Annotated in this window: 22 protein-coding genes; 10 read left to right on the forward strand and 12 right to left on the reverse strand. The window is 68.6% G+C overall.

Annotated features, from left to right (window positions below; genetic code table 11):
• The first annotated feature begins 18 nt into the window (after window positions 1–18).
• Window positions 19–2,040: a hypothetical protein gene (locus tag CYR75_RS08295; RefSeq protein WP_101499617.1), complete on the forward strand. Its 2,022-nt coding sequence runs from the start codon at window positions 19–21 to the stop codon at window positions 2,038–2,040.
• Here the strand turns inward: CYR75_RS08295 and CYR75_RS08300 are convergent.
• From CYR75_RS08300 to CYR75_RS08315, 4 genes are read right to left on the reverse strand one after another with little or no spacing between them, the layout of a single operon-like run.
• Window positions 2,037–2,723 (reverse strand): 4'-phosphopantetheinyl transferase family protein, encoded by a 687-nt coding sequence (locus tag CYR75_RS08300; RefSeq protein WP_101499618.1) that lies wholly within the window; start codon window positions 2,721–2,723, stop codon window positions 2,037–2,039. The genes CYR75_RS08295 and CYR75_RS08300 overlap by 4 nt on opposite strands.
• Window positions 2,720–3,892, reverse strand: coding sequence for a glycosyltransferase (locus tag CYR75_RS08305; protein WP_101499619.1), 1,173 nt, complete (start codon window positions 3,890–3,892; stop codon window positions 2,720–2,722). The genes CYR75_RS08300 and CYR75_RS08305 overlap by 4 nt, the downstream gene beginning before the upstream one ends.
• A gap of 11 nt (window positions 3,893–3,903) precedes the next feature.
• Window positions 3,904–6,192 carry a GumC family protein gene (locus CYR75_RS08310; RefSeq protein WP_101499620.1) on the reverse strand — a complete coding sequence of 763 codons (2,289 nt, stop codon included), beginning with the start codon at window positions 6,190–6,192 and terminating at the stop codon, window positions 3,904–3,906.
• Window positions 6,189–7,505 carry a polysaccharide biosynthesis/export family protein gene (locus CYR75_RS08315; RefSeq protein ID WP_101499621.1) on the reverse strand — a complete coding sequence of 439 codons (1,317 nt, stop codon included), beginning with the start codon at window positions 7,503–7,505 and terminating at the stop codon, window positions 6,189–6,191. Before CYR75_RS08315 ends, CYR75_RS08310 begins: the two co-directional genes overlap by 4 nt.
• Before the next feature lie 202 nt (window positions 7,506–7,707).
• Between CYR75_RS08315 and CYR75_RS08320 the strand changes: the two genes are divergently transcribed.
• Together CYR75_RS08320 and CYR75_RS08325 are read left to right on the forward strand one after the other, a co-directional pair.
• Window positions 7,708–8,448: a glucose 1-dehydrogenase gene (locus tag CYR75_RS08320; RefSeq protein ID WP_101499622.1), complete on the forward strand. Its 741-nt coding sequence runs from the start codon at window positions 7,708–7,710 to the stop codon at window positions 8,446–8,448.
• Between the two features lie 3 nt (window positions 8,449–8,451).
• The gene (locus tag CYR75_RS08325) at window positions 8,452–9,432 is read left to right on the forward strand and encodes a P1 family peptidase (RefSeq protein WP_101499623.1); all 981 of its coding nucleotides are present in this window, start codon (window positions 8,452–8,454) and stop codon (window positions 9,430–9,432) included.
• Window positions 9,433–9,486: 54 nt separating this feature from the next.
• Here CYR75_RS08325 and CYR75_RS08330 read toward each other — a convergent pair whose 3' ends face one another.
• Entirely contained in the window at window positions 9,487–10,155 is a 669-nt protein-coding gene (locus CYR75_RS08330) for a DUF1236 domain-containing protein (protein WP_101499624.1), read from the reverse strand.
• A gap of 182 nt (window positions 10,156–10,337) precedes the next feature.
• Between CYR75_RS08330 and CYR75_RS08335 the strand changes: the two genes are divergently transcribed.
• On the forward strand, window positions 10,338–11,822 hold the full coding sequence (locus CYR75_RS08335) for an NAD-dependent succinate-semialdehyde dehydrogenase (RefSeq protein ID WP_101500950.1): 1,485 nt from the start codon (window positions 10,338–10,340) through the stop codon (window positions 11,820–11,822).
• 145 nt (window positions 11,823–11,967) lie between these two features.
• Complete coding sequence (locus tag CYR75_RS08340) at window positions 11,968–13,245, forward strand: SH3 domain-containing protein (protein ID WP_158644619.1); 1,278 nt, start codon at window positions 11,968–11,970, stop codon at window positions 13,243–13,245.
• A 75-nt stretch (window positions 13,246–13,320) separates the two neighbouring features.
• Here CYR75_RS08340 and CYR75_RS08345 read toward each other — a convergent pair whose 3' ends face one another.
• A complete protein-coding gene (locus CYR75_RS08345; RefSeq protein WP_101499626.1) occupies window positions 13,321–14,061 on the reverse strand; it encodes a DUF1013 domain-containing protein in 741 nt (246 codons plus the stop codon).
• A gap of 221 nt (window positions 14,062–14,282) precedes the next feature.
• Here CYR75_RS08345 and CYR75_RS08350 point away from each other — a divergent pair, with 221 nt between their 5' ends.
• Window positions 14,283–14,960, forward strand: coding sequence for a ribonuclease T2 (locus CYR75_RS08350; protein WP_225972649.1), 678 nt, complete (start codon window positions 14,283–14,285; stop codon window positions 14,958–14,960).
• A gap of 7 nt (window positions 14,961–14,967) precedes the next feature.
• Here the strand turns inward: CYR75_RS08350 and CYR75_RS08355 are convergent, their stop codons facing one another.
• Both CYR75_RS08355 and CYR75_RS08360 read right to left on the reverse strand, forming a co-directional pair.
• The gene (locus CYR75_RS08355) at window positions 14,968–15,960 is read right to left on the reverse strand and encodes an NAD(P)H-quinone oxidoreductase (protein ID WP_192876644.1); all 993 of its coding nucleotides are present in this window, start codon (window positions 15,958–15,960) and stop codon (window positions 14,968–14,970) included.
• Window positions 15,960–16,604 (reverse strand): COQ9 family protein, encoded by a 645-nt coding sequence (locus tag CYR75_RS08360; RefSeq protein ID WP_101499627.1) that lies wholly within the window; start codon window positions 16,602–16,604, stop codon window positions 15,960–15,962. Before CYR75_RS08360 ends, CYR75_RS08355 begins: the two co-directional genes overlap by 1 nt.
• Window positions 16,605–16,701: 97 nt before the next feature.
• On the opposite strand from CYR75_RS08360, the gene rpsU reads away from it, so the two are divergent.
• Both rpsU and CYR75_RS08370 read left to right on the forward strand, forming a co-directional pair.
• Complete coding sequence (rpsU, locus tag CYR75_RS08365; protein ID WP_101499628.1) at window positions 16,702–16,908, forward strand: 30S ribosomal protein S21; 207 nt, start codon at window positions 16,702–16,704, stop codon at window positions 16,906–16,908.
• 164 nt (window positions 16,909–17,072) lie between these two features.
• Window positions 17,073–17,456 (forward strand): META domain-containing protein, encoded by a 384-nt coding sequence (locus tag CYR75_RS08370; protein ID WP_101499629.1) that lies wholly within the window; start codon window positions 17,073–17,075, stop codon window positions 17,454–17,456.
• Between the two features lie 7 nt (window positions 17,457–17,463).
• On the opposite strand, the gene recO is transcribed toward CYR75_RS08370, so the two are convergent.
• Window positions 17,464–18,180 carry a DNA repair protein RecO gene (recO, locus tag CYR75_RS08375; RefSeq protein WP_101499630.1) on the reverse strand — a complete coding sequence of 239 codons (717 nt, stop codon included), beginning with the start codon at window positions 18,178–18,180 and terminating at the stop codon, window positions 17,464–17,466.
• A gap of 3 nt (window positions 18,181–18,183) precedes the next feature.
• The gene (locus CYR75_RS08380) at window positions 18,184–18,651 is read right to left on the reverse strand and encodes a YbaK/EbsC family protein (protein WP_101499631.1); all 468 of its coding nucleotides are present in this window, start codon (window positions 18,649–18,651) and stop codon (window positions 18,184–18,186) included.
• A 24-nt stretch (window positions 18,652–18,675) separates the two neighbouring features.
• Here CYR75_RS08380 and CYR75_RS08385 point away from each other — a divergent pair, with 24 nt between their 5' ends.
• The gene (locus CYR75_RS08385; protein ID WP_225972650.1) at window positions 18,676–19,065 is read left to right on the forward strand and encodes a hypothetical protein; all 390 of its coding nucleotides are present in this window, start codon (window positions 18,676–18,678) and stop codon (window positions 19,063–19,065) included.
• Window positions 19,066–19,197: 132 nt separating this feature from the next.
• The gene (locus CYR75_RS08390; protein WP_225972651.1) at window positions 19,198–20,433 is read left to right on the forward strand and encodes a lytic murein transglycosylase; all 1,236 of its coding nucleotides are present in this window, start codon (window positions 19,198–19,200) and stop codon (window positions 20,431–20,433) included.
• A 359-nt stretch (window positions 20,434–20,792) separates the two neighbouring features.
• Here CYR75_RS08390 and ntrX read toward each other — a convergent pair whose 3' ends face one another.
• Window positions 20,793–22,181, reverse strand: a complete 1,389-nt coding sequence (gene ntrX, locus CYR75_RS08395) for a nitrogen assimilation response regulator NtrX (protein ID WP_101499633.1) — start codon at window positions 22,179–22,181, stop codon at window positions 20,793–20,795.
• On the reverse strand, window positions 22,178–24,445 hold the full coding sequence (locus tag CYR75_RS08400; RefSeq protein ID WP_225972652.1) for a sensor histidine kinase NtrY-like: 2,268 nt from the start codon (window positions 24,443–24,445) through the stop codon (window positions 22,178–22,180). Before CYR75_RS08400 ends, ntrX begins: the two co-directional genes overlap by 4 nt.
• Between the last annotated feature and the right edge of the window lie 18 nt (window positions 24,446–24,463).

Here is a 24,463-nt window from a genome sequence, read left to right on the forward strand (position 1 = left end):
TTCCCGGCTGGCCCGCCGATGATCTCGCGCCGCACGCTCTTTCGCCTGACCTCGATGGCCACGGCCGCCCTTGGCGGGTCGGCACTGGCGAAAGCCGCGCAGGCCCGGCCTGCGGCTGTCACCGATCTGGCGGGGTTGGCCGATCTGCCCGCACCGGACGACGCCGCACCCATCCACATTCCCGGCCAAGGCTGGTTCGAACCGGCCGACCCCTCGGGCGGGGAACCGGACGGGATCACGCGGATCGCAGGCGCGGATGGCCGACACTGGCGGCGCAGCGGTTATGCGGGCAGGCTCGATCCGGCATGGTTCCGGCAGCCGCAGGACGGCACCGACGACGCGCCGGCGCTGCAGCGCGCCTTGGATCACCCCAAGCCCGCGGATGCCGTGGTCGTGGCGCTTGGCAGCCGCCATTACCGCTGCCTGTCCAGGCTGACCATCGACCCGACCCGCTGCGCGGTGGAAGGCCACGGCGCGGTCCTCGACTTCTCCGACATGCCGCCACCGCCCGATCTGCCCCCGGCGCTGACGCTGGCGGATCTGCCGACGGGCCAAGGCTGGCAGCATCAGGACGGCAGCTTTTCGCGCGACGAGGGTCCGGGCGAGGCGCTGACCCATCAGCTTTCGCTGCCCGAACCGGGCCGCTACCGCTTCGAGCTGCTGATCACCGAGCTGTCCGGCCGCATCGACTATCCCGCGCTCTACCTCATCGTCACCGATCAGGACGGGACCGAGTTGGGCGGCACGGTCGCCGTCTCGCCCGGCCATTTCGATTTCGAGATCGAGAGCCCGCAAGGCCCGGCCACGCTGTCGATCCAGACCGACTGCGCCCTGCGTCTGACCCGCTTTGACGTGACGCCGCAGCACCGGCGCGAGGCGGTGCTGATCCAGGCGGGCGAGGACAGCGCGCAATACGGGCATCTGTGGCTGTCGGGCGTGACGCTGCGCGGGCCCGGCGCGGACGCCACGCTGCACGGCATGCGGTTCGAGACGCTGGCCGAGGCGCGGTCATCGCGGCTGGCGATGCGCGATGTCACGGTCGAGGGCTTTCACACCGGGGTGATCCTGTCGCACCGCGCCTATCTGATCCACGCGACCGGCCTGCACTGCGCCTGCGAGACCGGGCTGCATTTTCTGGGCGGGGCGCGGGATGCGGGCGAGATGATCTCGCTCTACGCCAGCACCATCGAGGCCGCGCGCATCGCCCTGCGCAACAATGGCGGCGAGTTCGCGCTGTTCGGCACCAGCATCGATTTCGTCGATCAGGTTCTGGTCGGCACCGGTCAGCTGGGCCTGCAGGCCTGCCATCTGGAAACCAACCGGCCCAAGGCGGCCGACAAGCCGCTGTTCGATCTGGGCCACGGCACGATCACCATCGATTCAGGTTCGTTCCAGATCGGCGGCAACGAGTTCGAGTTGGGCAACCAATGTGATCACATCTTCCTGCTGCGCTCGCGGCTGGCGACGGCGCGGATGCAGGACGTGGCGATCTATAACCTGCTCAGCCAAAGCGGTGCGCTGGCCGGCGGGTTGGGGCGGCTGGATATCGCGCGTATCCGCGGCAACCGGCCGCGTCACATGGCCCCCATCGTCCAATTTGCGCCGGAACGGAACCTGCTGGGGCCGCTGCCGCTGGACCTGCGCAGCAGCGATTCGCCCACTGGCGCGATGCGGCGGTTTTCGCTGGCCCAGACGCGGGTGACGGTCCCGCCCGAGCATCGGCATCTGTGGGTGGTGGGCGCCGCCGTGCCGGGGGCAGAGTTGGGCCTGTCCTTCCGCATCCGCAGCGATGCGACCGGGGTGGTCTGGGTCACGGCGCAGGCGCTGGATGGCGAGACACGGCTGGGCATCGGCGACGGCTGGCCGGTCGAGGTCGGGCCGGACTGGACGGCGGTGATGCGAAACACTGGCGGCCCGCACCCGCTGGCGCCCTTGGATGGGCGCATGCCGCAGGGCTTTGCCGAGATCGCTCTGGTGCTCGACCTGACCGGCGTCATGGGGCCGGTCGAGATCGACGACGTCTTTCTCTGCGCAAGCTAGGGGGCGCCGCGCAGCCGCAGCCCGATCGGTCGGCCGCAGTTGCGGATGGCGAGGGCACCCGCGATGCCTTCAGGCGTGGCGAGGTCCAGCAGCGTCCAGTGTCCCGGCGCATCCCCGGCGCAGGACAGCAGGCGGGGCGGATCGTCGGGCGCAAGGGTGACGCAAAAGCTGGACAGATCAGTCGACAGCCCGGTGCCGACGGCCTTCAGATATGCCTCTTTCCGGGTCCAGCAGCGATAGAACGCGGCCTGCTGCCCGACATCCGGCAGGGCGCGCAGGGTGGCGATTTCGGTGGCGGCAAAATGCGCCTCGGCGACCGCCATCTCGATGGGAGCGACGGTTTCGATGTCGATGCCAAGCGGCAGGTTGGGGACGGTCGTCACGACAAGCGCGGCAAAATCGCCGGTATGGCTGAGGTTGAAGGACAGGCCCGCGACCAGCGGCCGCCCGAACGCGCCGTAGCGAAAGCGGATTTCGCGCGGCGCGAGGTCCAGACAGCGGCCCAAAACCCGCCGCAAGGCCGCCCGGCCAGCGATATAGCGCGCGCGGTCGCGGTCAAAGACAAACCGCGCGGCGCGGGCCTGTTCGTCGGCGGACAGATCGCTCGCATCGCCCCCGGCAAGCCGCCATTGCCACAGATCGAGGCCGAGCGGCTGCGCCTCCGCCTCGGCACCCGCTGTCACCGCGTCTCGAACCGCGCCGCCTTGCGGGCGCGGGTCGCCTCGATCTCGGCCAGAAGCTCGCGCCGGAACCGGTCGGGACCGAAGCCCGCAGCGTGGCGGGCGAGGGTTTCCGGGTCGAACCGGTCGCGCTGCCCGTCGAAGGCCAGCACCGCGTCGCGCAGCGAGGCGGGCGTCGGCGCGTCGAAAAACAGCCCCGTCACCCCCGGACGCACCGAATCGAGCACACCGCCGCGCCCATAGGCGATGACCGGGGTGCCGCAGGCCATCGCCTCTAGCGGGACGATGCCGAAATCTTCTTCCCCCGGAAAGATCAGCGCGCGGGCGTTGCGGTACAGCTCTGCCATCTCGGCATCGCCGACGCGGCCCAGCATCTGCACGTTTGGCGGCGCGGCGCGCGAGAGGGCGTCGAACTCGGCCCCCTGCCCCACCACCTTCAGCGGCAGGTCGAGGTCGCGGAACGCCTCGATGGCCAGATCGGCGCGCTTGTAGCGGACCAGTTCCGAGACAAAGAGGTAATAGCCGCGCTCACCCTGCGGCACCCCCGGCCCGACAAGCGAATAGCGGTCCAGATCGACCGGCGGGTTCACAACCCCGGCCTCGCGCCCCCAGACCCGCTCGATCCGCGCGGCCACAAAGCGCGAATTGGCGACGAAACGATCCACCCGCGCCGCCGAAGCCACATCCCAGCCCCGCAGCCGATGGGCGAGGCCCGAGAAATAGCGCCGCTTCAGCGCCCCCAGCGGCCCCTGCAACTCGGCCCGATAGGTCGCATAGTGATCCCAGATATAGCGCATGGGCGAGTGGCAATAGCACAGATGCGTGGCGTCGGGCCGCGCGATCACCCCCTTGGCCGGGCCGGATTCCGAGGACAGGATCAGGTCATAGGCGCCCAGATCCAGCTCTTCCAAGGCGCGGGGCATGAAGCCCAGATATTTCTGGTAATGCCGCCGCGCGCCCGGCAGGCGGCCCACGAAAGTCTCGGTCACATTGCGCTCGGCCAGCAGCGGGCTGAGCCGCGATCGGTCGACGACATGGGTGAAGATATCGGCAGCGGGATAGAGCCGGGCCATCTCCTCGAGCACCCGCTCGCCCCCGCGCATCCCGACCAGCCAGTAATGGATCAGCGCCACCCGTCGCGGGGGCGCCAGGCGGTCGGCGGTGTCAGACATGGCTTGCCGGGTCAGGCATGGGTCGCGGGTTCGGTGACGGGCGCGGTTTCGCGCGCCGGCTGCTTCAGCATCAGGCGCCGGGGGGCCTGAACGCGGACCCGTTCCTCGGCATGGGAAAGCACCGTCCCCAGCACATCGCCGCCCGCGCCTTCCAGCGTGTTGATCGCATCGACCACCCGCGCCTCGTCCACCGACCGGCTGCGGACCACCAGAACCACCAGATCGGCCAGCCCCGCCAGCGTCGCCGTGTCGGCCATGCCGGTGGCGGGCGGCGCGTCGATCAGCACCACGTCATGACGCTGCGCCAGCTCCCGGATCAACGCCTCGAAAGCGGGGGAAGAGATCAGATCGGCCGCCATCGCCGGGTTGCGCGGGGCGTGGATGACCGACAGCCCCGGCTCGACCTGCGCGCGGGTGATGTCGCTGACGGTCGCGGTGCCGGCCAGATAGGATTCGATGCAGGCATTCCCGGTGCCAGTGCCGGTGCCCAGCAGGCCGGCGAGCCCGGGCCGGCGCAGATTGGCGTCCAGGACCACGACGTTCAGCCCGACATCGGCCATGACGCGGGCCAGGCCCACCACCGTGGTCGAGGTGCCGGCGCCCCAATCGGCGCCGGTCAGCAGCACGATCCGGGGCGGCTCGGCGCCCGCGTTCTTCATCAGGCTGAAGCGCAGCAGCCGCAGCCCCTCGGCATAGCTCGACGCCGCCGCGCCGCGCAGATGCCGCGTCTGCCACGACCCCGCCGGGCCGCGCAGCCGCAGCCGGGGCAGCGTCGCCAGCACCGGCAGCCTGGTGATCCGCGTCAGCTCGGCCGCGCTGCGGATGCGGCGGTCCATCGCCGCGCTGATCAGCGCCGCCGCGATCCCCAGCATCGCGCCCAGCACCAGCGCCACCGCCATCACCAGCTTTTTGCGCGGACGCGCCGGCGACAGCGAGGGCTGGGCCGCGCTGATCACGCGGGCATCGGCGCGCTGGAATTCCAACTGCTGCGCGGTTTCCTGAAATCGCGCCAGAAAGCTTTCATAGACCTGACGCATCGCGCCCGCCGACCGCTCGAGCTGGCTCAGCCGCACGCGCGAGCGCAGCAGTTCAACCTGCAATTGCTGAGCCGTGGCGATATCGGCGAGGATCGCCGCCTCGCGCCCCTTGGCCTCTGCCTCGGCGGCGGCGAGTTCGTCCACCGCCGCCCGGATCGCCGCCGCGCGGTCGCGCAGCACATCCTGCAGCGCCATCTGCACCGCCCGCATGTCCGGGTGCTGCGGCCCCAGCCGGCTCGCCAGCTGCGCGCGCTGCCGTTCCAGTTCGGCCAGTTCGGTGTCCAGATTGGTCAGCCGCGTGGTGGACAGGATCGCGGCCGCATCCTCCGCGCCCTTGGTGTCCAGCACCTCGCGGATATAGGCCAGACGCGAGGCGGCGGCGGCGCGGTCGCTGCGCGCGACCACCACGGCGTTGTTCATCTGCGTCAATTGCTGGCTGACGCCCTGTTCGTCGCCGCCTTCCTCGCGCACCTGCTTGGCCATGAAATCGACGACCGCATCCTCGGCATTACGCAGCTGGGTCTCAAGCTCGATCAGGCGCCGGTCCAGCCAATCGACCACGCGCCGGGTCGCGACCAGCTTGGCCTCAAGCTGGTCGCCGATATACTTGTCTGCGATGGCATTGGCGATATCGGCGGCGGCCTTGGGGTCTTCGGCCCGCATCGAGATCGTGATGACATAGGAAATCCCGCTCTGGAACACGGTCAGGTTCCGGCGGACCTTCCAGATCACCAGATTGCGCGCATCCTCTTCGCTCAGCCGGCCCGATTCGGGCGTGTCGGGCATCGGCTCGGGCGCGGCGGCCCTCAGACCGATCGCGCTTAACACCGCAGCGACGCGGTCGCCCATCCGCGACAGCAGGCCGGGACTGGCGATGGCTTCGGGCGCGAATTCGGGATGGTGCATCAGGTCCAGTTCATCGACCACCTGCCCCAGCAGCAGGTTCGACTGCACCACCGCGATTTCGCCCGCGACGATCGAGTTGCTGACATCCAGCGCCGAGATCACCTGCTCGACCCCGACCACGCGTTCCTCGCGCGTGTTCAGCAGCACCTCGACGGTCGAGAAATATTGCGGGCGGGCGTTCTTCAGCACCGCCATCGCGATCAACCCCGAGACGAGGATGCAGCCGAGGATCATCCATTTCCGCCGGCGCAGCGCGCGGAACAGCTCGGTCAGTTCCAGCCCTTCGGGCTCGGGCGGCGGCGGATAGGGCGCCGCGCGGCGCGAGAAGGGACCGGGGGTGGCGCGCTGACGGTTCATCTGATCAGGACATCCTGTGCCAGCGGGTCGCCCCGGCTTTCCGAGAGGGTGGTTTCGGTCCGCTGCAGCTTGACGATGATGACGTCGCCGGGCTGGACGGTGTCGGTTTCGGTGACGGTGATCGTCTCGTGCTCGCCCTCGGGCGTGCGGCGGCGAACGACAAAGCTGACCCGCAACCCGCGATCGGCATCGGCGGTGCGGCGGGACCAGTCTTCGACCAGCGCGATGCGGTCGAGCACCGAATCCTGCGTCGCGCGCAGCTGCGCGATCTCGACCTCGGCATTCGCCAGCGCCTCGCGCCAATCCTGCGTGCGGCGGAACTTGATGCTCAGCAATTCGCGTTCCAGCCCGGCCCGGTCGCGGCGGGTGGCGGCGAGGGTGGTTTCCAGCCGCAGCAGGGCGGTCTGTTCATCGGCCACCCGGCGCAGCAATTGCGCACGCACCGGGGCCGCAACCAGCCCGCGATCGGACAGCGTCTCGTTGCTGGCAAGCTCGGCGTCATAGCTTTCGATCTGGGCGGTCTGGGCGCTGATCTGCTGAATGATCAGGTCGATCTGCTTCGAGGCTTCCTCGATGGCGCCTTCGACCAGGGCCTGATCCTCGCCGTGATGCACGCGCTCGGCGGCGATGATGGCGTTTTCCTGCACGACAAGGCTGGCGATCAGCGCCGCATCGGGGGTCGAGACGGCGGGCACATCGACATCGCCCGGCGCGATCCGGTCGCTGCCGGCCAGTTGCGCGCGCAGCCGCGCCGCCGTCACTGCCGCCCGCAGGATGCGGCTGTCATTGGCGACCATCTCGCCCTGCAACGCCACCCGCTGCAGCGAACGCGCCTCTTCCCCGCCGGGGTCCTGCCGCGGCCCACCGGCAAGACCCACCGCCTGTTCGATGGTGATGTTCTCGCGATAGTCGAAAAAGCCGGGGGACTGCACCTCGCCGATGACGGAAAACGGGCGCAGATTGACGATGGACAGGTCAAGCTGCGGCTCGACCAGGATCTGGCGCTCGGCATATTGCGCGATCATCGCCAGCCGCGCCTGATCCAGCGTCTGCCCGGCCACGGCGAAACTGCCCAGATAGGGAAGCTGCACATTGCCGCGCCCGCCGACCGTCAGGGGAAAGGCTTCCTCGCTGTCATCCAGAAAATCGAGCTGCAGCGCATCCCCGACCGAGATCCGATAATCAGCCGGGTCCTGCGCCGTGGCGGCGGTGGCGGTCAGCATCGTCGCGACAAGCAGGGCAAGCACCGGCAGAACCCCGGCCAGACGGCTGAAGCTGCGCGCACAGATCTTGCTGATGATGCCACCACTCACGACAGGATACTCGCCAACTTCCGCAGCAGATCGCTGCAGAGAAACACAACACGCCGCGCAACACTGATCCCCTGCTTAGCAAGTTTCCGCGCAGATTTCTACAGATTTGCACGGCGGCGGCCCGGCATCCGCGAACGCCGCCGTCTTGCCCTCTGCCCCGCTTGCCGCCACAGTCACGCCGTCAACAACAGGGGCGCAGGGCATGAGGCTAGAGACCAAGACCGCAATCATCACCGGGGCCGGATCGGGATTTGGTGCCGGCATCGCGCGGAAATTCGCGGCCGAGGGCGCGCGGATCGTCGTCGTGGACCTGAACGCCGAGGCCGCGCGCGCCGTCGCAGCCGAGGTCGGCGGTATCGCCGTGACCGCCGATGTGGCCACGATTGAGGGGATCGAGGCCATGACCGCCGCCGCGCTGGAGGCGGGCGGGCGCGTCGACATTCTGGTCAACAATGCCGGCGTCACCCATCTGCCCGCCTCGATGGAGGAGGTCAGCGCCCATGATTTCGACCGCATCTTTGCCGTCAACTGCAAGTCGATCTATCTGGCCGCGCAGCGGATCGTGCCGATCATGAAGGACCAGAAGGCCGGCGCCATCGTCAACATCGCCTCGACCGCCGGCGTGTCGCCCCGGCCGCGGCTGTCGTGGTATAATGCCTCCAAAGGCTGGGTCATCACCGCGACCCGCGCCATGGCGGTCGAGCTTGCCCCCTTCGGCATCCGCGTCAACGCGCTGAACCCGGTCGCGGGCGAGACGCCGCTGCTGGCCAGCTTCATGGGCGAGGACACGCCCGAGATGCGGGCCAAGTTCCTGTCCACCATCCCCATCGGCCGCTTTTCCACGCCCGAGGATCTGGGCAACGCCGCCTGCTTCCTCGCCTCGGACGAGGCCGCGATGATCACCGGCGTCGCGATGGAAGTCGACGGCGGGCGCTGCATCTAGCCCATGCGGATCGGAGCGACAAACCTGATCACCGACGTGCCCGGCCTGCTGGTCGGAAACGCCACCGACGCGGCCCTGCGTTCCGGCGTGACGGTGCTGACCGGCGACGCGCCCTTTGCGGCCGGCGTTCACGTCATGGGCGGCGCCCCCGGCACGCGCGAAACCGACCTGCTGGCCCCCGACAAGACGGTGCAGGCGGTGGATGCGCTGTTCCTCTCCGGCGGTTCGGCCTTTGGGCTGGCGGCGGGCGACGGGGTGATGGAGGGGCTGCGGGCCGCCGGGCGCGGCTTTCAGGTGGGCGATATCCGGGTGCCGATCGTGCCCGGCGCCATCGTTTTCGACCTGCTGAATGGCGGGCGCAAGGACTGGCAGACGAACCCCTATCCCGCGCTTGGCCGCCGCGCCTATGAAGCAGCGGCGCGGGATTTCGACATCGGCTCGGCCGGTGCGGGCACCGGCGCGATGACCGGGCGCTGGAAGGGCGGGCTGGGATCGGCCTCGGCGGTAATGGAGTCGGGGATCACGGTCGGCGCGCTGGTGGTCGTGAACGCCCTCGGCGACGCCACCGCGCCCGATGGCCGCTTCTGGGCCGCCCCGTGGGAGCTGGGGGACGAGTTCGGCGCCCTCGGCCCGCCGGCGCAGTTCGCGCCGCAGACCGAGCCGCGCCCGGTCAAGCAGCAGCGCGAGGCCACCACCATCGCCATCGTCGCCACCGATGCGCGGCTGGACAAGGCGGCGCTGACCCGGCTTGCCACCGCCGCCCATGACGGCATGGCGCGGGCGCTGGTGCCCAGCCACACGCCGATGGACGGCGATCTGGTCTTTGCGGTCTCGACCGGATTGCGCGACGCGCCCGGCCCCGAGGACGGCTTTGCCCTGGGCCATGTCGCCGCCTGCTGCCTCGCCCGCGCCATCGCGCGCGGCGTCTATCACGCCAGCCCCGCGCCGGGCGATCCGCAGCCCTGCCGGATCGGCCGCGACTGAAGGACACAAAAAGGGCGGGGCCGAAGCCCCGCCCGATGTCCCTGCCAAACGGGATCAGCGATAGATGTAGACGATCGTCCGGTCGTTGGGATCGACCAGCACCGGCAGGCCGTTCACCGTCACATAGCGGTAATCCGGCGCCTCGGGGATATCATACAGCGTCACCGTTTCCGGGATACCGGCGCCGATCACGACCTCGCCCTCCAGCAGCACGGGGTCATGCGGGTTGGCGTCGATATAGGTCTTGATCTCGGGCTTCGGCTCGGTCGCGGCCGCACCTGCCACGGTCCCCGCCGTGGCGCCGACGATGGCCCCCAGCGGACCGCCGACCAGCGCGCCCATCGCGGCACCGGTCCCGGCACCGACGGCGGCGTTCTGGTCCTGCTCGGCGTTGTCGATGGTCGGCGTCTCGACCACGGTCACGCCCAGCTCCTGCCGGTTGGGATAGATCGGCTTGAACTCCTCGCCCATCTTGGCGGCGAGATAGTCGCCATAGGCCCAGCCGGATTCGCCCTCATACTGGACCTCGCACCAGTTCGCCTCTTCGATGCAGCCCAGCACATTGACGGCATCGCCGCCCTTGATGACGCCCGTCACCTCGTGCTGGACGCCGGGACCGGCGCGCATGTTCAGGTCGGTTCCCGCCGTGGCCTCGGTTTCGGCAAAGGCCTGACCCGCAAAGGCCAGCGTCAGGGCGGTGGTCGCAGCAAGCATCCTGTTCATGTCAATCACTCCGTTTGCAAATATCGGCGCTTGGCCGGTGAATGGCGCATCAACCGTCCCGCAGCGGACAAGGTTGCGTCACGTTTTCCCGCGGAAGCGTGATCGGCGGCGTCCGGCCCTGCCCTTTGACAAGGCCCGCGCGGCGTGGTGACACTTGCCCCGACCCGATGCCGGAGGAAGCCATGCCCGATCCCAGAACCGACCAGACGACCGACCTGAAATCCCTGCTGGCGGACCCGGACCTGTTCCGGACCCGCGCCTATGTCGCCGGCGAATGGATCGACGCCGATGACGGCAAGACCTTCGACGTGGTCAACCCGGCGCGCGGCGACGTCATCGCCAGCGTGGCCGACCTGACCCGCACCGAGGTCGCGCGCGCCATCGACGCGGCGCAACAGGCAATGCAGGACTGGGCAGCGCGTCCGGCCAAGGAACGCGCCAAGGTCATGCGCAAATGGTTTGACCTGATGATGGAGAATCAGGACGATCTGGGCATCATCCTGACCGCCGAGATGGGCAAGCCGCTGGCCGAGGCCAAGGGCGAGATCGCCTATGGCGCCAGCTTCATCGAATGGTTCGGCGAAGAGGCCAAGCGCATCTATGGCGAAATCATCCCCGGCCACATGGCCGACAAGCGCCTCAGCGTCATCCGCCAGCCGATCGGCGTTGTCGGCTCGATCACGCCCTGGAACTTTCCCAACGCCATGATCACCCGCAAATGCGGCCCGGCCATTGCCGCCGGCTGCGGTTTCGTCGGGCGACCGGCGGCGGAAACCCCGCTGTCGGCGCTGGCGCTGGCCGTGCTGGCCGAGCGCGCCGGGCTGCCCAAGGGGCTGTTCAGCATCGTCACCTCGTCCCGCTCGTCCGAGATCGGCAAGGAGTTCTGCGAGAACCCGACCGTGCGCAAGCTGACCTTCACCGGCTCGACCGAGGTCGGGCGCATCCTGCTGCGCCAGGCCGCCGATCAGGTGCTGAAATGCAGCATGGAGCTGGGCGGCAACGCGCCCTTCATCGTCTTTGACGACGCCGATCTGGATGCCGCCGTCGAAGGCGCGATGGCGTCCAAGTTCCGCAATAACGGCCAGACCTGCGTCTGCGCGAACCGCATCTATGTGCAGTCCGGCGTCTATGACGAATTCGCCGAAAAGCTGGCCGAGGCGGTGAAGAAACTGAATGTCGGCGACGGGCTGAAAGAGGGCGTGACCACCGGCCCGCTGATCAACGAGGACGCGGTCGAGAAGGTGCAGGAACACATCAAGGACGTGCTCGATTATGGCGGCGCGCTGATCACCGGCGGCAATCGGCGCGAGGGGCTGTTCTTTGAACCCACCGTCGTCACCGGCGTCACCGACGCCATGAAGGTGGCGAATGAGGAAACCTTTGGCCCGCTGGCGCCGCTGTTCCGCTTTGACACCGAACAGCAGGCCATCGACGCGGCGAATGACACGATCTTCGGCCTTGCCAGCTATTTCTATGCCCGCGACATCAGCCGCATCACCCGCGTGCAAGAGGCGCTGGAATACGGCATCGTCGGCGTCAACACCGGCATCATCTCGACCGAGGTGGCGCCCTTTGGCGGGGTCAAGCAGTCCGGCTTGGGCCGCGAGGGCAGCCGCCACGGGATCGAGGATTATCTGGAGATGAAATACATCTGCCTGTCGATCTGACCTCACATCCGAACACAGTTGCGCGACGCGCTTCTATTGGACCTGCGTCTTGCAGGGCTCTGACGCATTATCCCGCCATCCGATCCTGTCCACCGGCCGCAAGGCCGGTGCGACCAACAACAACATGAAAAGAAAGAGGCAGAGAATGCTTGCCAGATTGCTATGCAGCGCGGCCCTTGCCGCAGCGCTTACCGCGTCCGCCGCAGCCCCGGCGGCCGCAGACACCACCACCCCCGTCACCTTCGCCGCGGGGATGAGCGGGACCGCCGTCAGCGGCACGGTCGCCGGTGCGGACAGCACCAACTTTACCCTGACCGCGCGTCAGGGCCAGCGCCTGTCGGTGCGATTGACCAGCGACAACAGCGCGACCAGCTTCAACATCTTCAAGCCGGGCGACGTGCCGGGACAGGCGCAGCCGATCTTTGCCAGCGCCCAGCAGGGCGGGCAGGCCGATCTGGTGCTGCCCGAAACCGGAACCTATGTGCTGCAGACCTATCTGCAGCCGGGGGCCACGACGACGGCGGCGCGGTTTTCGCTGACCATCGACATCGACGGCGAGGCGCAGGCCCAGCCGGACCCGGCGCAAGCGGCTGACGCAGCCGCGCAGACGCAGGACGCCGCGACCGCAACCGCAACCTCAACCGCCACGGCAGCGGCCGCGCCGGCGGCGGATGGCGGACCGGATTACTGGCAGGTCGCAGGCGTCACCGGCGGGCTGAACCTGCGGGCCCAGGCGGGCACCACCGCCGCCGTCGTCACCCGCCTGAACAGCGGCGCGCGGCTGCGCAACCTTGGCTGCCAGACGGTCTCGGATCGCAACTGGTGCAAGGTGGAGACGGTCGAGACCCCCGCCCGGCAAGGCTGGGTTGCGGGCGAGTATCTGAAGGAAGCCGGTGCGCCGGACAGCGCCGCCGCGCCGACGGCAACAAGCCCCGCCGCACCGGCGGGTTCAGCCGCGCAGCCGCAAACCGGTTCGGCCACGCAGCCGGCCTCATCGGCGCGGCCCCCGGCGGCACCGGCCTCGAAACCGGTTCCGGGTCAAAAGCCCGCAGCCGCCCCCGCCCCCAGTCCCGCGCCAGAGCCAGAGGCCCCGCCGCAGAAACCCGCCCGCACCGAAGCCGAGGCCCCGGCCCCGGCGGCCAGCAGCGGCACCGCCACGGCGACGGACAAGGGCACCCTGCCCTGTTCGACCGTGCTGGGGATGCCGACGCGCGATTGCGGCTTTGCGGTGACGCGCAGCGGTGGCGGGAATGCGGTGGTGACGATCATCCGCCCCGACGGCTCGACCCGCGATATCCGCTTTGACGCGGGGACGCCGCAGCCGCGCGATGGGCAGACCACGGAACGGCGCGGCGCGCTGACGGTCATCAATATCGGCGATGAGCGCTACGAGGTGCTCGACAGCGTCATCAATGGCGGCTGATCGGCGACGGTTCTGACAAAGGAAAGGGCGGCCCGGAAACGGACCGCCCTTTTTGCATGATACCGGACGAAACGCCTATTCGTCGTCTTCGTCCTTGTCCGCATCGGGCAGGTTGAAGAAGCTGTCGGCGTCCAGCTTGGGCTCGGGCTTCTTGTCCTCGGACCGGCTCAGGCTGAAATTCTCGAGCCCGGCGATCGAGCTGGGCAGGCGCGGCTCGTCCGACATCGCGAGCGAGGTCTCGGTCGAGACCAGCTTGCGGCGGTCCTCATCGCTCATCACCGCGGCCTCGCCACCGTTCTTCTTGGCGGCTTTCTGGACGGCGGCGTCGAGCTCGGTCTGGCGGCACAGGCCAAGCGCCACCGGGTCGATGGGCTGGATGTTGGCGATGTTCCAATGCGTCCGGTCGCGGATCGCCTGGATCGTCGGCTTGGTGGTCCCGACCAGACGCGCGATCTGCGGGTCGGCGAGTTCGGGGTGGAACTTGACCAGCCACAGGATCGCGGCCGGGCGGTCCTGACGCTTGGACAGCGGCGTATAGCGCGGCCCGCGACGCTTTTCCTCGCCCTCGGCGGCGGGGTTGAACTTGAGCTGCAGGCGATACGAGGGGTTCTTCTGCGCCTTTTCGATCTCGGCCTGATCGAGCTGGTTCGAGGCGACCGGGTCGAAGCCCTTGACGCCCGTGGCCACGTCGCCATCGGCGATGCCCTGGATTTCCAGCTCGTGCATGCCGACGAAATCGGCGATCTGCTTGAAGCTCAGCGTGGTGTTGTCGATCAGCCAGACAGCGGTCGCCTTGGCCATCAGCGGTTTGTTCATCGGATCTGCTCCTTGCGCATGACTCTCCCGGCCGGGGAAAACGGCTTTTGGGCGAGGCCAGTCCACGTTTTCGGGATGATTGTGCCGATATATAGAACCGCTGTCAGCGAAGGTGAAGGGGTTTTGCGCGATTTCGGTCGGGAAAACCTGCGTGATCGGGTCTGGCAAAGGCCCGCGCCCCGCGCATAGAACCACGGGGCCGCAGCCGGAAAGGGACCGAGATGAGCGATCGCAAGGGGCAGACCGCCATGGCGCAAGGTGCGCGTGTCTTGCGCGCGCTGCTGCTGGCGCTGGCGCTGCTGGCGGGGGCGCCGGGTCATGCCGACCAGCCGGGGCGGTTCGATTACTATGTGCTGGCGCTCAGCTGGTCGCCGAACTGGTGCCGGACGACCGGCGACGACCGGCAGGCGGCGCAATGCGATCCGGGCGGCGGCGCCGATTTCACGCTGCATGGGCTTTGGCCGCAGCATGAGCGGGGCTGGCCCGCCGACTGCGTGACCCCGGCCCGCGACCCTTCGCGGCGCGAGACGGCGGCGCAGGCCGATCTGTTCGGCTCGGGCGGTCAGGCGTGGTATCAGTGGCGCAAGCATGGGCGCTGCAGCGGGCTGTCGGCCGCCGACTATTTCCGCACCGCTCGCGCGGCGCTGGACCGTATCCGACTGCCCGAGCATTTCGAGGGGCTCGACCGCGACATCTCGATCCCGCCCGCGCTGATCGAGCGGGCGTTTCTGCTGGCGAACCCCGACATGCGCGCCGACGGCGTCACCGTCACCTGCAAGCGCGACGATCTGGCCGAAATCCGCATCTGCCTGACCCGCGATCTGACCCCGCGCGCCTGCGGGGCCGACATCAGCCGCGATTGCAGCCGGGACGCGATCCGCATGGACCGCGTCCGCTAGGCCCCCCTTAGTCGTGGTCGATCCGCAGCACGATCTTGCCGATATGGCTGCTGCTTTCCATGTGCCGATGCGCCTCGGCCGCGTCGTTCAGCGCGTATTCGCTGTCAATCAGCACCCGCACCTTGCCGACCCGGATCAGTGGCCACAGATGCTCGCGCAGCTCGCGCGCAATCTCGGCCTTGGCGGCGTCGGATTGCGGGCGCAGCGTCGCGCCGGTCACGGTCAGCCGGCGGGTCATGATGAAGGCAAAGTTGATCTCGGCCTTCGGCCCTTCCAGAAAGGCGATCTGGACCAGCCGCCCGTCAAGGTCGAGCGATTTCAGGTTCCGCTCGATATAGCTGCCGCCGACCATGTCGAGGATCAGGTTCGCGCCGCCCGCCTCACGCATGATCTTGACAAAATCCTGCGTGCGATAGTTGATCGGCGTCGCGCCAAGGGCCGCGACGGCCTCGCATTTCTCGTCCGATCCGGCCGTGGCCCAGACCCGCGCGCCAAGGGCGACCGCCACCTGAATCGCCAGCGTGCCGATGCCGGAACTGCCGCCATGGACCAGAAACCGCTCGCCCGCGCGCAGCTTGCCGCGCATGACCACGTTCGACCAGACCGTAAAGGCGGTCTCGGGCAGGGCCGCGGCCTCGCGCAGGGTCATGCCATCGGGGATCGGCAGCGCATGGGCGTGGTGGCAGAGCGCGTATTCCGCATAGCCCCCGCCCGGCAGCAGCGCGCAAACCCGGTCGCCGACGCTGATGCCCGACACGCCGCTGCCGATGGCCACGACCGTGCCCGCCCCTTCCAGCCCCGGCAGGTCCGAGGCGCCGGGCGGCGGCGCATAGCTGCCCATCCGCTGCGCGACATCGGGGCGGTTCACCCCGGCGAAGTCGAGGCGGATCACGATGTCGTCATGCCCCGGCGCCGGGACCGGCCGGCGCGTCGGCACCAGCATCTCGGGGCCGCCGGCCTGGGCAATTTCGATGGCGTTCATGCTGTCGGGCAAGGTCATCAGCGGTCCTCCGCCGGGGCGGTGGCAGACGGCGCGCGGACCCAGCCGGTCGCCAGATCGCCCAGCATCCCCACACCGGGGATCTTGCGCAGCTGCCCCTTGAGCTTTTCGAACCGCATCACGCCGTCGATCCGGCGGTCGATGAAGGCGCGGGTATCGGCCTGCGCCTCTGACGTGTCACCCAGCCAGTAAAGCACGCAGGCGGCATAGACGCCCGACAGGGTGGCGCGTTTCGAATACCAGTTCACGTCGCGCGACGAATCGCCCAGCCCGTTCCAGATCGTGTCGGCGGTTTCCCACATCATCCGCGCCGCCATCGGCTGATGATGCGGCAGCGCCAGCACCGACGAGGCGGCGCGGACCAGCTCGCGATCGGCAAGCTGCAGCCGCTTTTCGATCGCGTCGGCGATGCGGTCGCGCATCCGTCCCTCGGGCGCTGTCTTCAGCCATTCGGCCAGCTCCGCGTCGCCCTGGCGGTGCAGCCACATGGCCAGATCGGCCCCGCCCATGGGGAAATAGGCGCTGACGGTATCGGGCGACATGCCCAGATCGCGCGCGCCCGACCGCAGCGCGGTCATGTTCATCCCGTCGAAGGGCACATGGTCCAGTGCCGCCTTGGCGAGTCTGTCTTTGGTCTCGGTCATGTTTCTCTCCGGCTCTGGACAGGACAGGGGAAAGCCCTTATATCGCGGGCTTCCTGCAATCTGATCAACTCTAACCTAGGAAGGTGGTGACAACCACATGCAGGTGAGCGTTCGCGACAATAACGTCGAACAGGCGATGCGCGCGCTGAAGAAGAAACTTCAGCGCGAGGGCGTGTTCCGGGAAATGAAGCTGCGGCAACATTTCGAGAAGCCGTCCGTCAAGAAGGCCCGTGAAAAGGCCGAGGCCGTGCGCCGTGCCCGCAAGCTGGCCCGTAAAAAGGCTCAGCGCGAAGGTGCGCTTTAAGATCTGACGAACCTTTACCGGTTCAGAACCTCCGCAGGCATCGCCGGCGGGGGTTTTTTCATGGCTTGGCAGTTCAGCGCGTGCCAGTTCATCGCTTGCCCGCCGGAACCGGTCGCGGCACGGCGCGGTTGGACCGGCAGCATTTCAATTCAAGAGTCACTGACATGACATTCAAACTGGCCGCCCTTGCCCTGTCCACCGCACTGATCGCGGGCTGCACCGAATCGCCCGGTGACCCCGCCAGCTTCGACGGCAGCTATCGGTTGCAGCTTCTGGACGGCCAGCCCATCCAGGGCAGCGCCAGCCTGACCATCGACGGCGACGCGCTGTCGGGCGAAGGCCCGTGCAACCGCTATACGACCAGCAACGGCGCCGAGTGGCCCTCGGTCGCACTGGCGCCCATCGCCTCGACCCGCCGCGCCTGCCTGATCGAGGGCGGCGAAAGCGGCTTCTTCGACGCCATGGCGCAGGTCACGCAGGCGAGCCTATCGGACGGCGTGCTGGACCTGACCGGCCCGCGCCACAGCCTGAAATTCGTGTCCGAGTAATCGGCGTTCAGCCCGCGCGGACCAGCCTTGAAACCAGCCGATCGCGTGCGGCCGGCAGGGGTCGTCCGACATGGCCATGCGCAAGCCACAGCCGCAGGAAGTGCCCGGTGATGGCCAGCGCGTCCGGGATCTCGCGCGCTTGCGGCGGCCCGCCCAGCAGGCCCGGCAGCGGCAGCAGGCGCGCGGCGAACTCGCCCGCGCCGTCCTGCGTCACGGCACGCCCGGTGCGCGGGCTGACATAGCACAGCCCCGATCGCGCCCCGGTGACGGCACAGCGCGTCAGGTCGAGGCGAAAGCCCATCTCGTCCAGCAACACCATCTCCCACCGGACATAATCGGCGGCCCAGTCCTCGCCCGCATCCATCCGGTCCCACAGCGCCTCGGACGCCTCGGCCAGACGCGGATGCGGGTCGCGTTCGGGCAGCGCAAAGCGCAGCAGCGCCGCCGTCGCGTTGATCCCGTCCAGCGCCGCCGCGTCGCCCATCAGCCCCGGCCGGGGCGCGCCAGGCTCCAGCGTCAGCGTGCCAAGCTGGTCGGCCAGCCGCGCCCGCCACAGCGCCGAGACGCGGTTGCCGGGCTGGACCATCGCCGCCTTGCGCCGCCCGCCGCCGCCCGGCACCAGCCCCGCGACCCGCCCCTGATCGAGGCTGAGGATCTCGACCAGCGCCGCATTCTCGCCATGCGGGCGGTGCGCGATGACGGTGCCCTGGCCGCGCCACTCCATCCGTCAGCCGGTGAAATCCGCGACCTGCGCGTCGCAGAGGCGCTGCAGTTCGGCGGGGGTGATGGCAAAGACATGGCGCGGCGTGCCCGCCGCCGCCCAGACCCGGTCGAACTCCATCAGCGCGGGGTCCAGAAACGCCCGCACCGGCCGCAGATGGCCGACCGGCGCAACGCCGCCGATGGCGAAACCCGTCTCGGCCCGGATCAGCGCGGCGTCGGCCTTGCCAAGGGGCTGCCCCGCCAGCGCGCTGGCCTTGCCGGGATCGACGCGATTGCCGCCTGCGGTCAGAAACAGCACCACATGGCCGTCGCTTTCGCCGCGAAAGATGATCGATTTGGCGATCTGGTCCACCGCGCAGCCGACGGCCGCGGCGGCATCGGCGGCGGTGCGGGTGTCGCCCATCAGGGCGATCTCGACCGCGATCCCGGCCTGCTGCAAGGCCGCCTCGACCCTTGCCAAACTCTTGCTCATCGCGCACTCCAGCCTACACCGCATATGTGTAAGGAGGCCCGCGTGGCGCAACAAGTCTATACGCTGCTGGTTCAGGTCGGGCGCAGCCAGGGCGACAACTGGCCCGAAGGCGCCATCGGGGCGGCGATGTTGTGCTATGCCTCGGGCGTGGACGAGGCCGAGGCGGTGCGCGAGACGGTGGCGGTGCTGAAACAGGCCGGGCTGTCGCCGCTGGACGTGACCGGTTACGGCACGCTGGCCGAACGCGAGGCCGAAGGGCACGAGATCGGCCCCGAGGACCGCGCCCTGATGCAGCGCGCGCTGGACGAAAACGCCGTCATCGTGGCCCAGACCGAGCCCGTCTTTCCGGGCGACATGGATGACGGGGACATGGATGACGGGGACGAGGACGACGGCCCGCCCACGCTGCACTGATCCGCCTGCCGCGCACGCGAACCGGCGTCGTCAGGCTTTGCCGGTTTTCCTTGTGCCGGGCCTGCGCTATCTTGCCCGCAAATCACCTTTGAAGGCAGGGACAGGATAAAAATGAGCAGATCTTTCACCCGAATGACGATTTCGGCCGCGGTCGTGTCGATTCTGGCCGCCTGCGGGGCGCCGGTGGGCAGCGTGTCGACGGGCAGTTCCGTCACCCCGGCGCCCATTCCCGCCGCCTCGCCCGCGTCCGAGGCCGGGCTGCAGGCCTGGGTCAAGAGCTTCCGCCCACGCGCCATCGCCTCGGGCGTGCGCCCCGAGGTCTATGACAACGCCATGCGGTTCGCCCGCTACAACCCCGACGTGATCCGCCTCGACCGCAAGCAGGCCGAGTTCTCGCGCCCGGTCTGGGAATATCTGGACAGCGCGGCCTCTGACAGCCGGACCAGCAAGGGTCGGGCGCTGGCGGGGAACCTTTCGGGCACCCTTGGCCGGATCGAGGCGCGCTATGGCGTCGACCGCAACATCGTCATGGCGGTCTGGGGGATGGAGTCGAATTTCGGCGCCAACCGCGGCAAGATGCAGATCATCCCGTCGCTGGCGACGCTGGCCTATGACGGCCGCCGGGGCGAGATGTTCGCCAAGCAGCTTGTCGCCGCGCTGCAGATCATTCAGGCGGGCGACACCGACCCCCAGCACATGCTGGGCAGCTGGGCCGGCGCGATGGGGCACACGCAGTTCATGCCGACGTCGTATCTGTCCTATGCGGTCGATTTCACCGGCGACGGCAAGCGCGACATCTGGTCCGACGATCCGACCGATTCGCTGGCCTCGACGGCGGCCTATCTGAAGCGTTCGGGCTGGGTGACGGGCCTGCCGGCGGTGGTCGAGGTGCGGCTGCCCGGGGGCTTCAACTATGGCCAGACCGGGCGCGGCAACGTGAAGTCCGGCGCGACCTGGGCCGCGCAGGGCGTGCGCGCGGTGGACGGGCGCAGCCTGCCCTCGGGCGGGATCATCGCGCCGGCGGGGGCGAAGGGGCCGGCCTTTCTGGTGACGCGGAACTTCATGGCGATCCGGGCCTATAACGCGTCCGACAACTATGCCTTGGGCGTTGCGATGCTGGCCAACCGCATCGGCGGCGGGCCGGGCATCGTCGGCAGCTTCCCGCGCGAGGCGGGCGCGCTGACCCATAACCAGAAGGAAGAGGTGCAGCGCCGCCTGAACCGGCTGGGCTATAATGTCGGCGAGCCGGATGGCGCCATCGGCGAAAAGACCATGGCCGCGATCAAGGCATTCCAGCAGCGCATCGGCGTCTCGCCCGACGGCTATGCGAACGCCGATCTGCTGAAGCAGTTGCAGGCGCGAAGCTGATCGCTCGCTGAGGCGGCGGAGTTTTCGGGGCGCGGTCGAAGGGGACCGCGCCCCGTTGCGTCCCGCGACAGCAAAAAAGCTAAGAGCAGGTTTCGATCGTCGGGAGCGTGAGGCTATGCTGACCCGACACCACAACGTCGCCAGTAGACATGAGGGCCCGTCCGTTGTGTCAGACCCTCATCCGCAAGGCTCACGCATTGGCGCGCGTAGCTTCGAGGGTGATGTCGGCCGAACCACTCCCTCCCGCTGGCGAAGACGGGTGCCGGTCGTCAGAGGGTAGTCATAGGCGCTTCTGCCGCAACATCTGCAGCGGGAACAAAGTTGCGACGAACGGGACCGCGACCCGGCCCCGCCGGCAATCACACCTCTTCCACCTCATCCACCGCACGCCCCCCGACGACGCCCAGCGATTTCAGCTTGCGGTGGAGGGCGCTGCGCTCCATGCCAACGAATTGCGCGGTGCGGCTGATATTGCCGCCGAAGCGGTTGATCTGGTTCAGCAGATATTCGCGCTCGAACAGCTCGCGCGCCTCGCGCAAGGGCAGCGAGGTCATGCGCGGACCCAGCGTCAGCGTGTCGGCGCCGTCGCCCTGCGCCCCGCCCTGCCCCTGCAACTCGGACGGCCGCACCGGGCCGCTATCCTCGGCGAGGATCAGCACCCGCTCGATCACGTTGCGAAGCTGCCGGATGTTGCCGGGCCAGTCCATCACCTGCAGCGCGGCCTGCGAATCCTCCGAGATCTCGCGCAGCGGCAGGCCCTGTTCCTCATGGACCTGCTGCATGAAATGCTCGGCCAGCAGGGGGATATCCTCGCGCCGGTCGGCGAGCGAGGGCACCGCCAGCGGCACCACGTTCAGCCGGTCATACAGCTCTTGCCGAAAGCGGCCGGCGTTGATCTCGGCCGGCAGATCGCGGTTCGTGGACGAGATCACCCGCAGATCGACGCGCACCCGGTCGGCACCGCCCGCCCGCGTGAACTGCTGTTCGGTCAGCACCCGCAGGATCTTGGGCTGGGTGCCCAGCGGCATGTCCGAGACCTCGTCGAAATAGATCGAGCCCCCATGCGCCTGTTCCAGCAGCCCCGGTTCGATCCCGCGTTCGGGCGATTCGCGGCCGAAGAGAACCTCTTCCATCCGCTCGGGCTCGATGGTGGCGCAGGGGACGATGACAAAGGGCCCGGCCTCGCGCGGGGAATGGGCGTGGATATAGCGCGCGGCCAGTTCCTTGCCCGCCCCCGGCTCGCCGGTCAGCATCACCCGGCCATTGGACTTGGCGAGCTTGTCGAGTTGGTCGCGCATCCGCCGGAACGCGGCCGAATTGCCCAGCATCTCGGCCGCCTTGACGTCGCCGCGGCGAAGCTGCGCGTTCTCGCGCCGCAGCCGGCTGGTTTCCATCGCGCGGTTGATGACCACCAGAAGCTGGTCGATGTTGAAGGGCTTTTCGATGAAATCATAGGCGCCCTGACGGATCGCGGCGACCGCGATCTCGATATTGCCATGGCCCGAGATGATGATGACCGGCACATCGGGGTTGTTGCGCTTGACCTGCTTGAGGATGTCGATCCCGTCCATCCGGCTGTCCTTCAGCCAGATGTCCAGAATCATCAGCGCCGGCTCGGCCTGATTCAGCGATGCCACCGCCTCGTCGGAATTGGCCGCGGTGCGGGTCTGAAACCCCTCGTCCTGTAGGATGTCTGCGATCAACTCGCGGATGTCCCTTTCGTCGTCGACGATCAGAATGTCGCTCATGTCACGTCCTGCTCTTTGTTCTTTCTGGCTATTCGCACCGGGTTTCGTTCGCGCGGCAATCGCAGCTCGGCCCGCGCGCCCTGTCCGCCCGGGGCATCGGTCAAGGAAAAGCTGCCGCCATGTTCCTCGACGATCTTCTTGACGATGGGCAGGCCGAGACCGGTCCCGCCCGCCTTCAGCGTCACATAAGGGTCGAACAGCCGCGAGCGGTCCTCGGGCAGGCCCGGCCCGTTATCGGTGATCGAGACGGTGACGCTGTCCGGGCTTTCGCACAGCGCCACATGGATTTCCGGCTGCCAGCCCGGGGGCGGGTCGGCGCGGCATTCGTCGATCGCCTCGGCGGCGTTCTTCAGCAGATTGGTGAAGACCTGCGCCATCATGGTCGCGTCGCAGTCGATGCGCACGGGCACGTCGGGCAGATCGGACACCAGCTCGGCCCGGACGGCGTCTTCCTGCAGCAGCATGGTGTCGCGCAGCAGCTTGGTCAGGTCGGTCTCGCGCCGGTCGGGTTCCGGCATCCGGGCAAAGCGCGAGAACTCGTCCACGATCCGGCGCAGGTCGTTGGTCTGGCGGATGATGACCTCGACATAGGAATCGAGCGCGGCGCGGGCCTCGTCATCGGGTGCGATCTTGCCGAAGCGGCGGCGCAGGCGTTCGGCGGAAAGCTGGATCGGGGTCAGCGGGTTCTTGATCTCATGCGCGACGCGGCGGGCGACGTCGCCCCAGGCGGCAAGACGCTGCGCGCTGACCAGCTCGGTCACGTCGTCGAAGGCCACGACATAGCCTTCCAGCCCGCCATCGGCGCGGTGCCGCACCGCCATCCGCACCAGCAGGCTTTCCATCCGCCCTTCACGGACCAGCCGGATCTCGTCCTGCATCGTCTCGGCCACGCCCGCGGACAGCCGCTGGAACAGGGCCGAGAATTCGGGCACCACCTCGGCCAGCGGGCGGTCGATGTCGCGCAGGGGGTCCACCCCCAGCATCCGCACGGCCGAGCGGTTCATGAAGTCGATATCGCCGTTCTCATCCAGCCCGATCACGCCCGCGGTGACGCTCGACAGCACCGAATCGAACAGGCGGCGCTGTTCCTCGCTGGCCTGATGGCTGGCGACCAGTTCCTCGCGCTGCGCCTTCAGCTGGCGGGTCATGCGGTTGAAGCTGTGGCCCAGGGTCTGGATCTCGTCGCCGGTATCGGCTTCGGGGATCTGCAGGTCCAGATTGCCCAGACCCACCTGTTCGGACGCCTCGGCCAGCCGCCCGATGGGTCGGGCGAGGCGTTCCGCGAACCACAGCGCCAGCCACATCGCCGCCGCGATCAGCAACAGCGCGAATCCGAGATAGACCAGCGAGAACTCGAACAGCACCCGGCCGCGATCCTGTTCCAGCTGGCGGTATTCGCTGATCGTCTCGCGCGTGTCGTCCAGCAGCCCCAGCAGCCGACCGTCCACGTCGCGGGTGACATACAGAAAGCGGTCGGCCAGCGGCGGCAGGGCCAGCAGGGCGCGGAACTCGCTTTGCGCCCAGTCTTCGATCAGGGTGATGCCGTCGGCGCGGGCCAGATCGAACTGCGTCGAGGTCGGCGGTTCGAACCAGAAATCATAGGACCGCTCGCCGCGCGCATGGATGGTGCCGGCGCCGTCGATCACATAGGCCTCGCGCAGGCCGCGCTGGATGCGCGCCTGCTGGTCGGTCAGGATCAGCCGCAAATCGCCATCCCCGATCAGCGGATCGCCGGCGGCGGCCTGCCGCAGGACGCGGGCAATGGCCAGCGAATCCTCGGTCAAGTCGTTGCGGTGTTCGTCCTGATAGGCCACGGCCGCGGATTGCGCGTTGCCGACCACCTCGCGGACGCGGTCCGAGAACCAGCCCTCGAGCCCGATATTGATGACCACGCCCGCAAACAGCGCGACCAGCACCGTCGGCACCAGGGCGATCAGCGCGAAGATGCCGACCAGCCGCGCATGCAGCCGCGACCCGGCCCGCGCGCGGCGCCGCGCCGCCGCCATCTGCGCCAGCCGCATCAGCACCAGCCCCAGCAACAGCAGCAGATAAACGAAATCGAGCAGCAGAACGAGGCTGAGCACCTTGGACCCGCCGGTGACGCCGACCGCGCCCAGCACCACCACGGTCAGGATGCCGAGCACCGGGGCCATGACCACCAGTGCCAGCGTCGACCCCGTCCGCAGCCGGCGACGCGCCGCCAGACCGGCCAGCCGGTCCGCCCAGCGCGAGGCGCGGATCTGCATCAATCCCTGTGCTGCCATCTGCTCGCCCGTCCGGTC

Source organism: Paracoccus jeotgali (assembly GCF_002865605.1).
In the GTDB taxonomy this organism is placed as follows: Bacteria; Pseudomonadota; Alphaproteobacteria; order Rhodobacterales; family Rhodobacteraceae; genus Paracoccus; species Paracoccus jeotgali.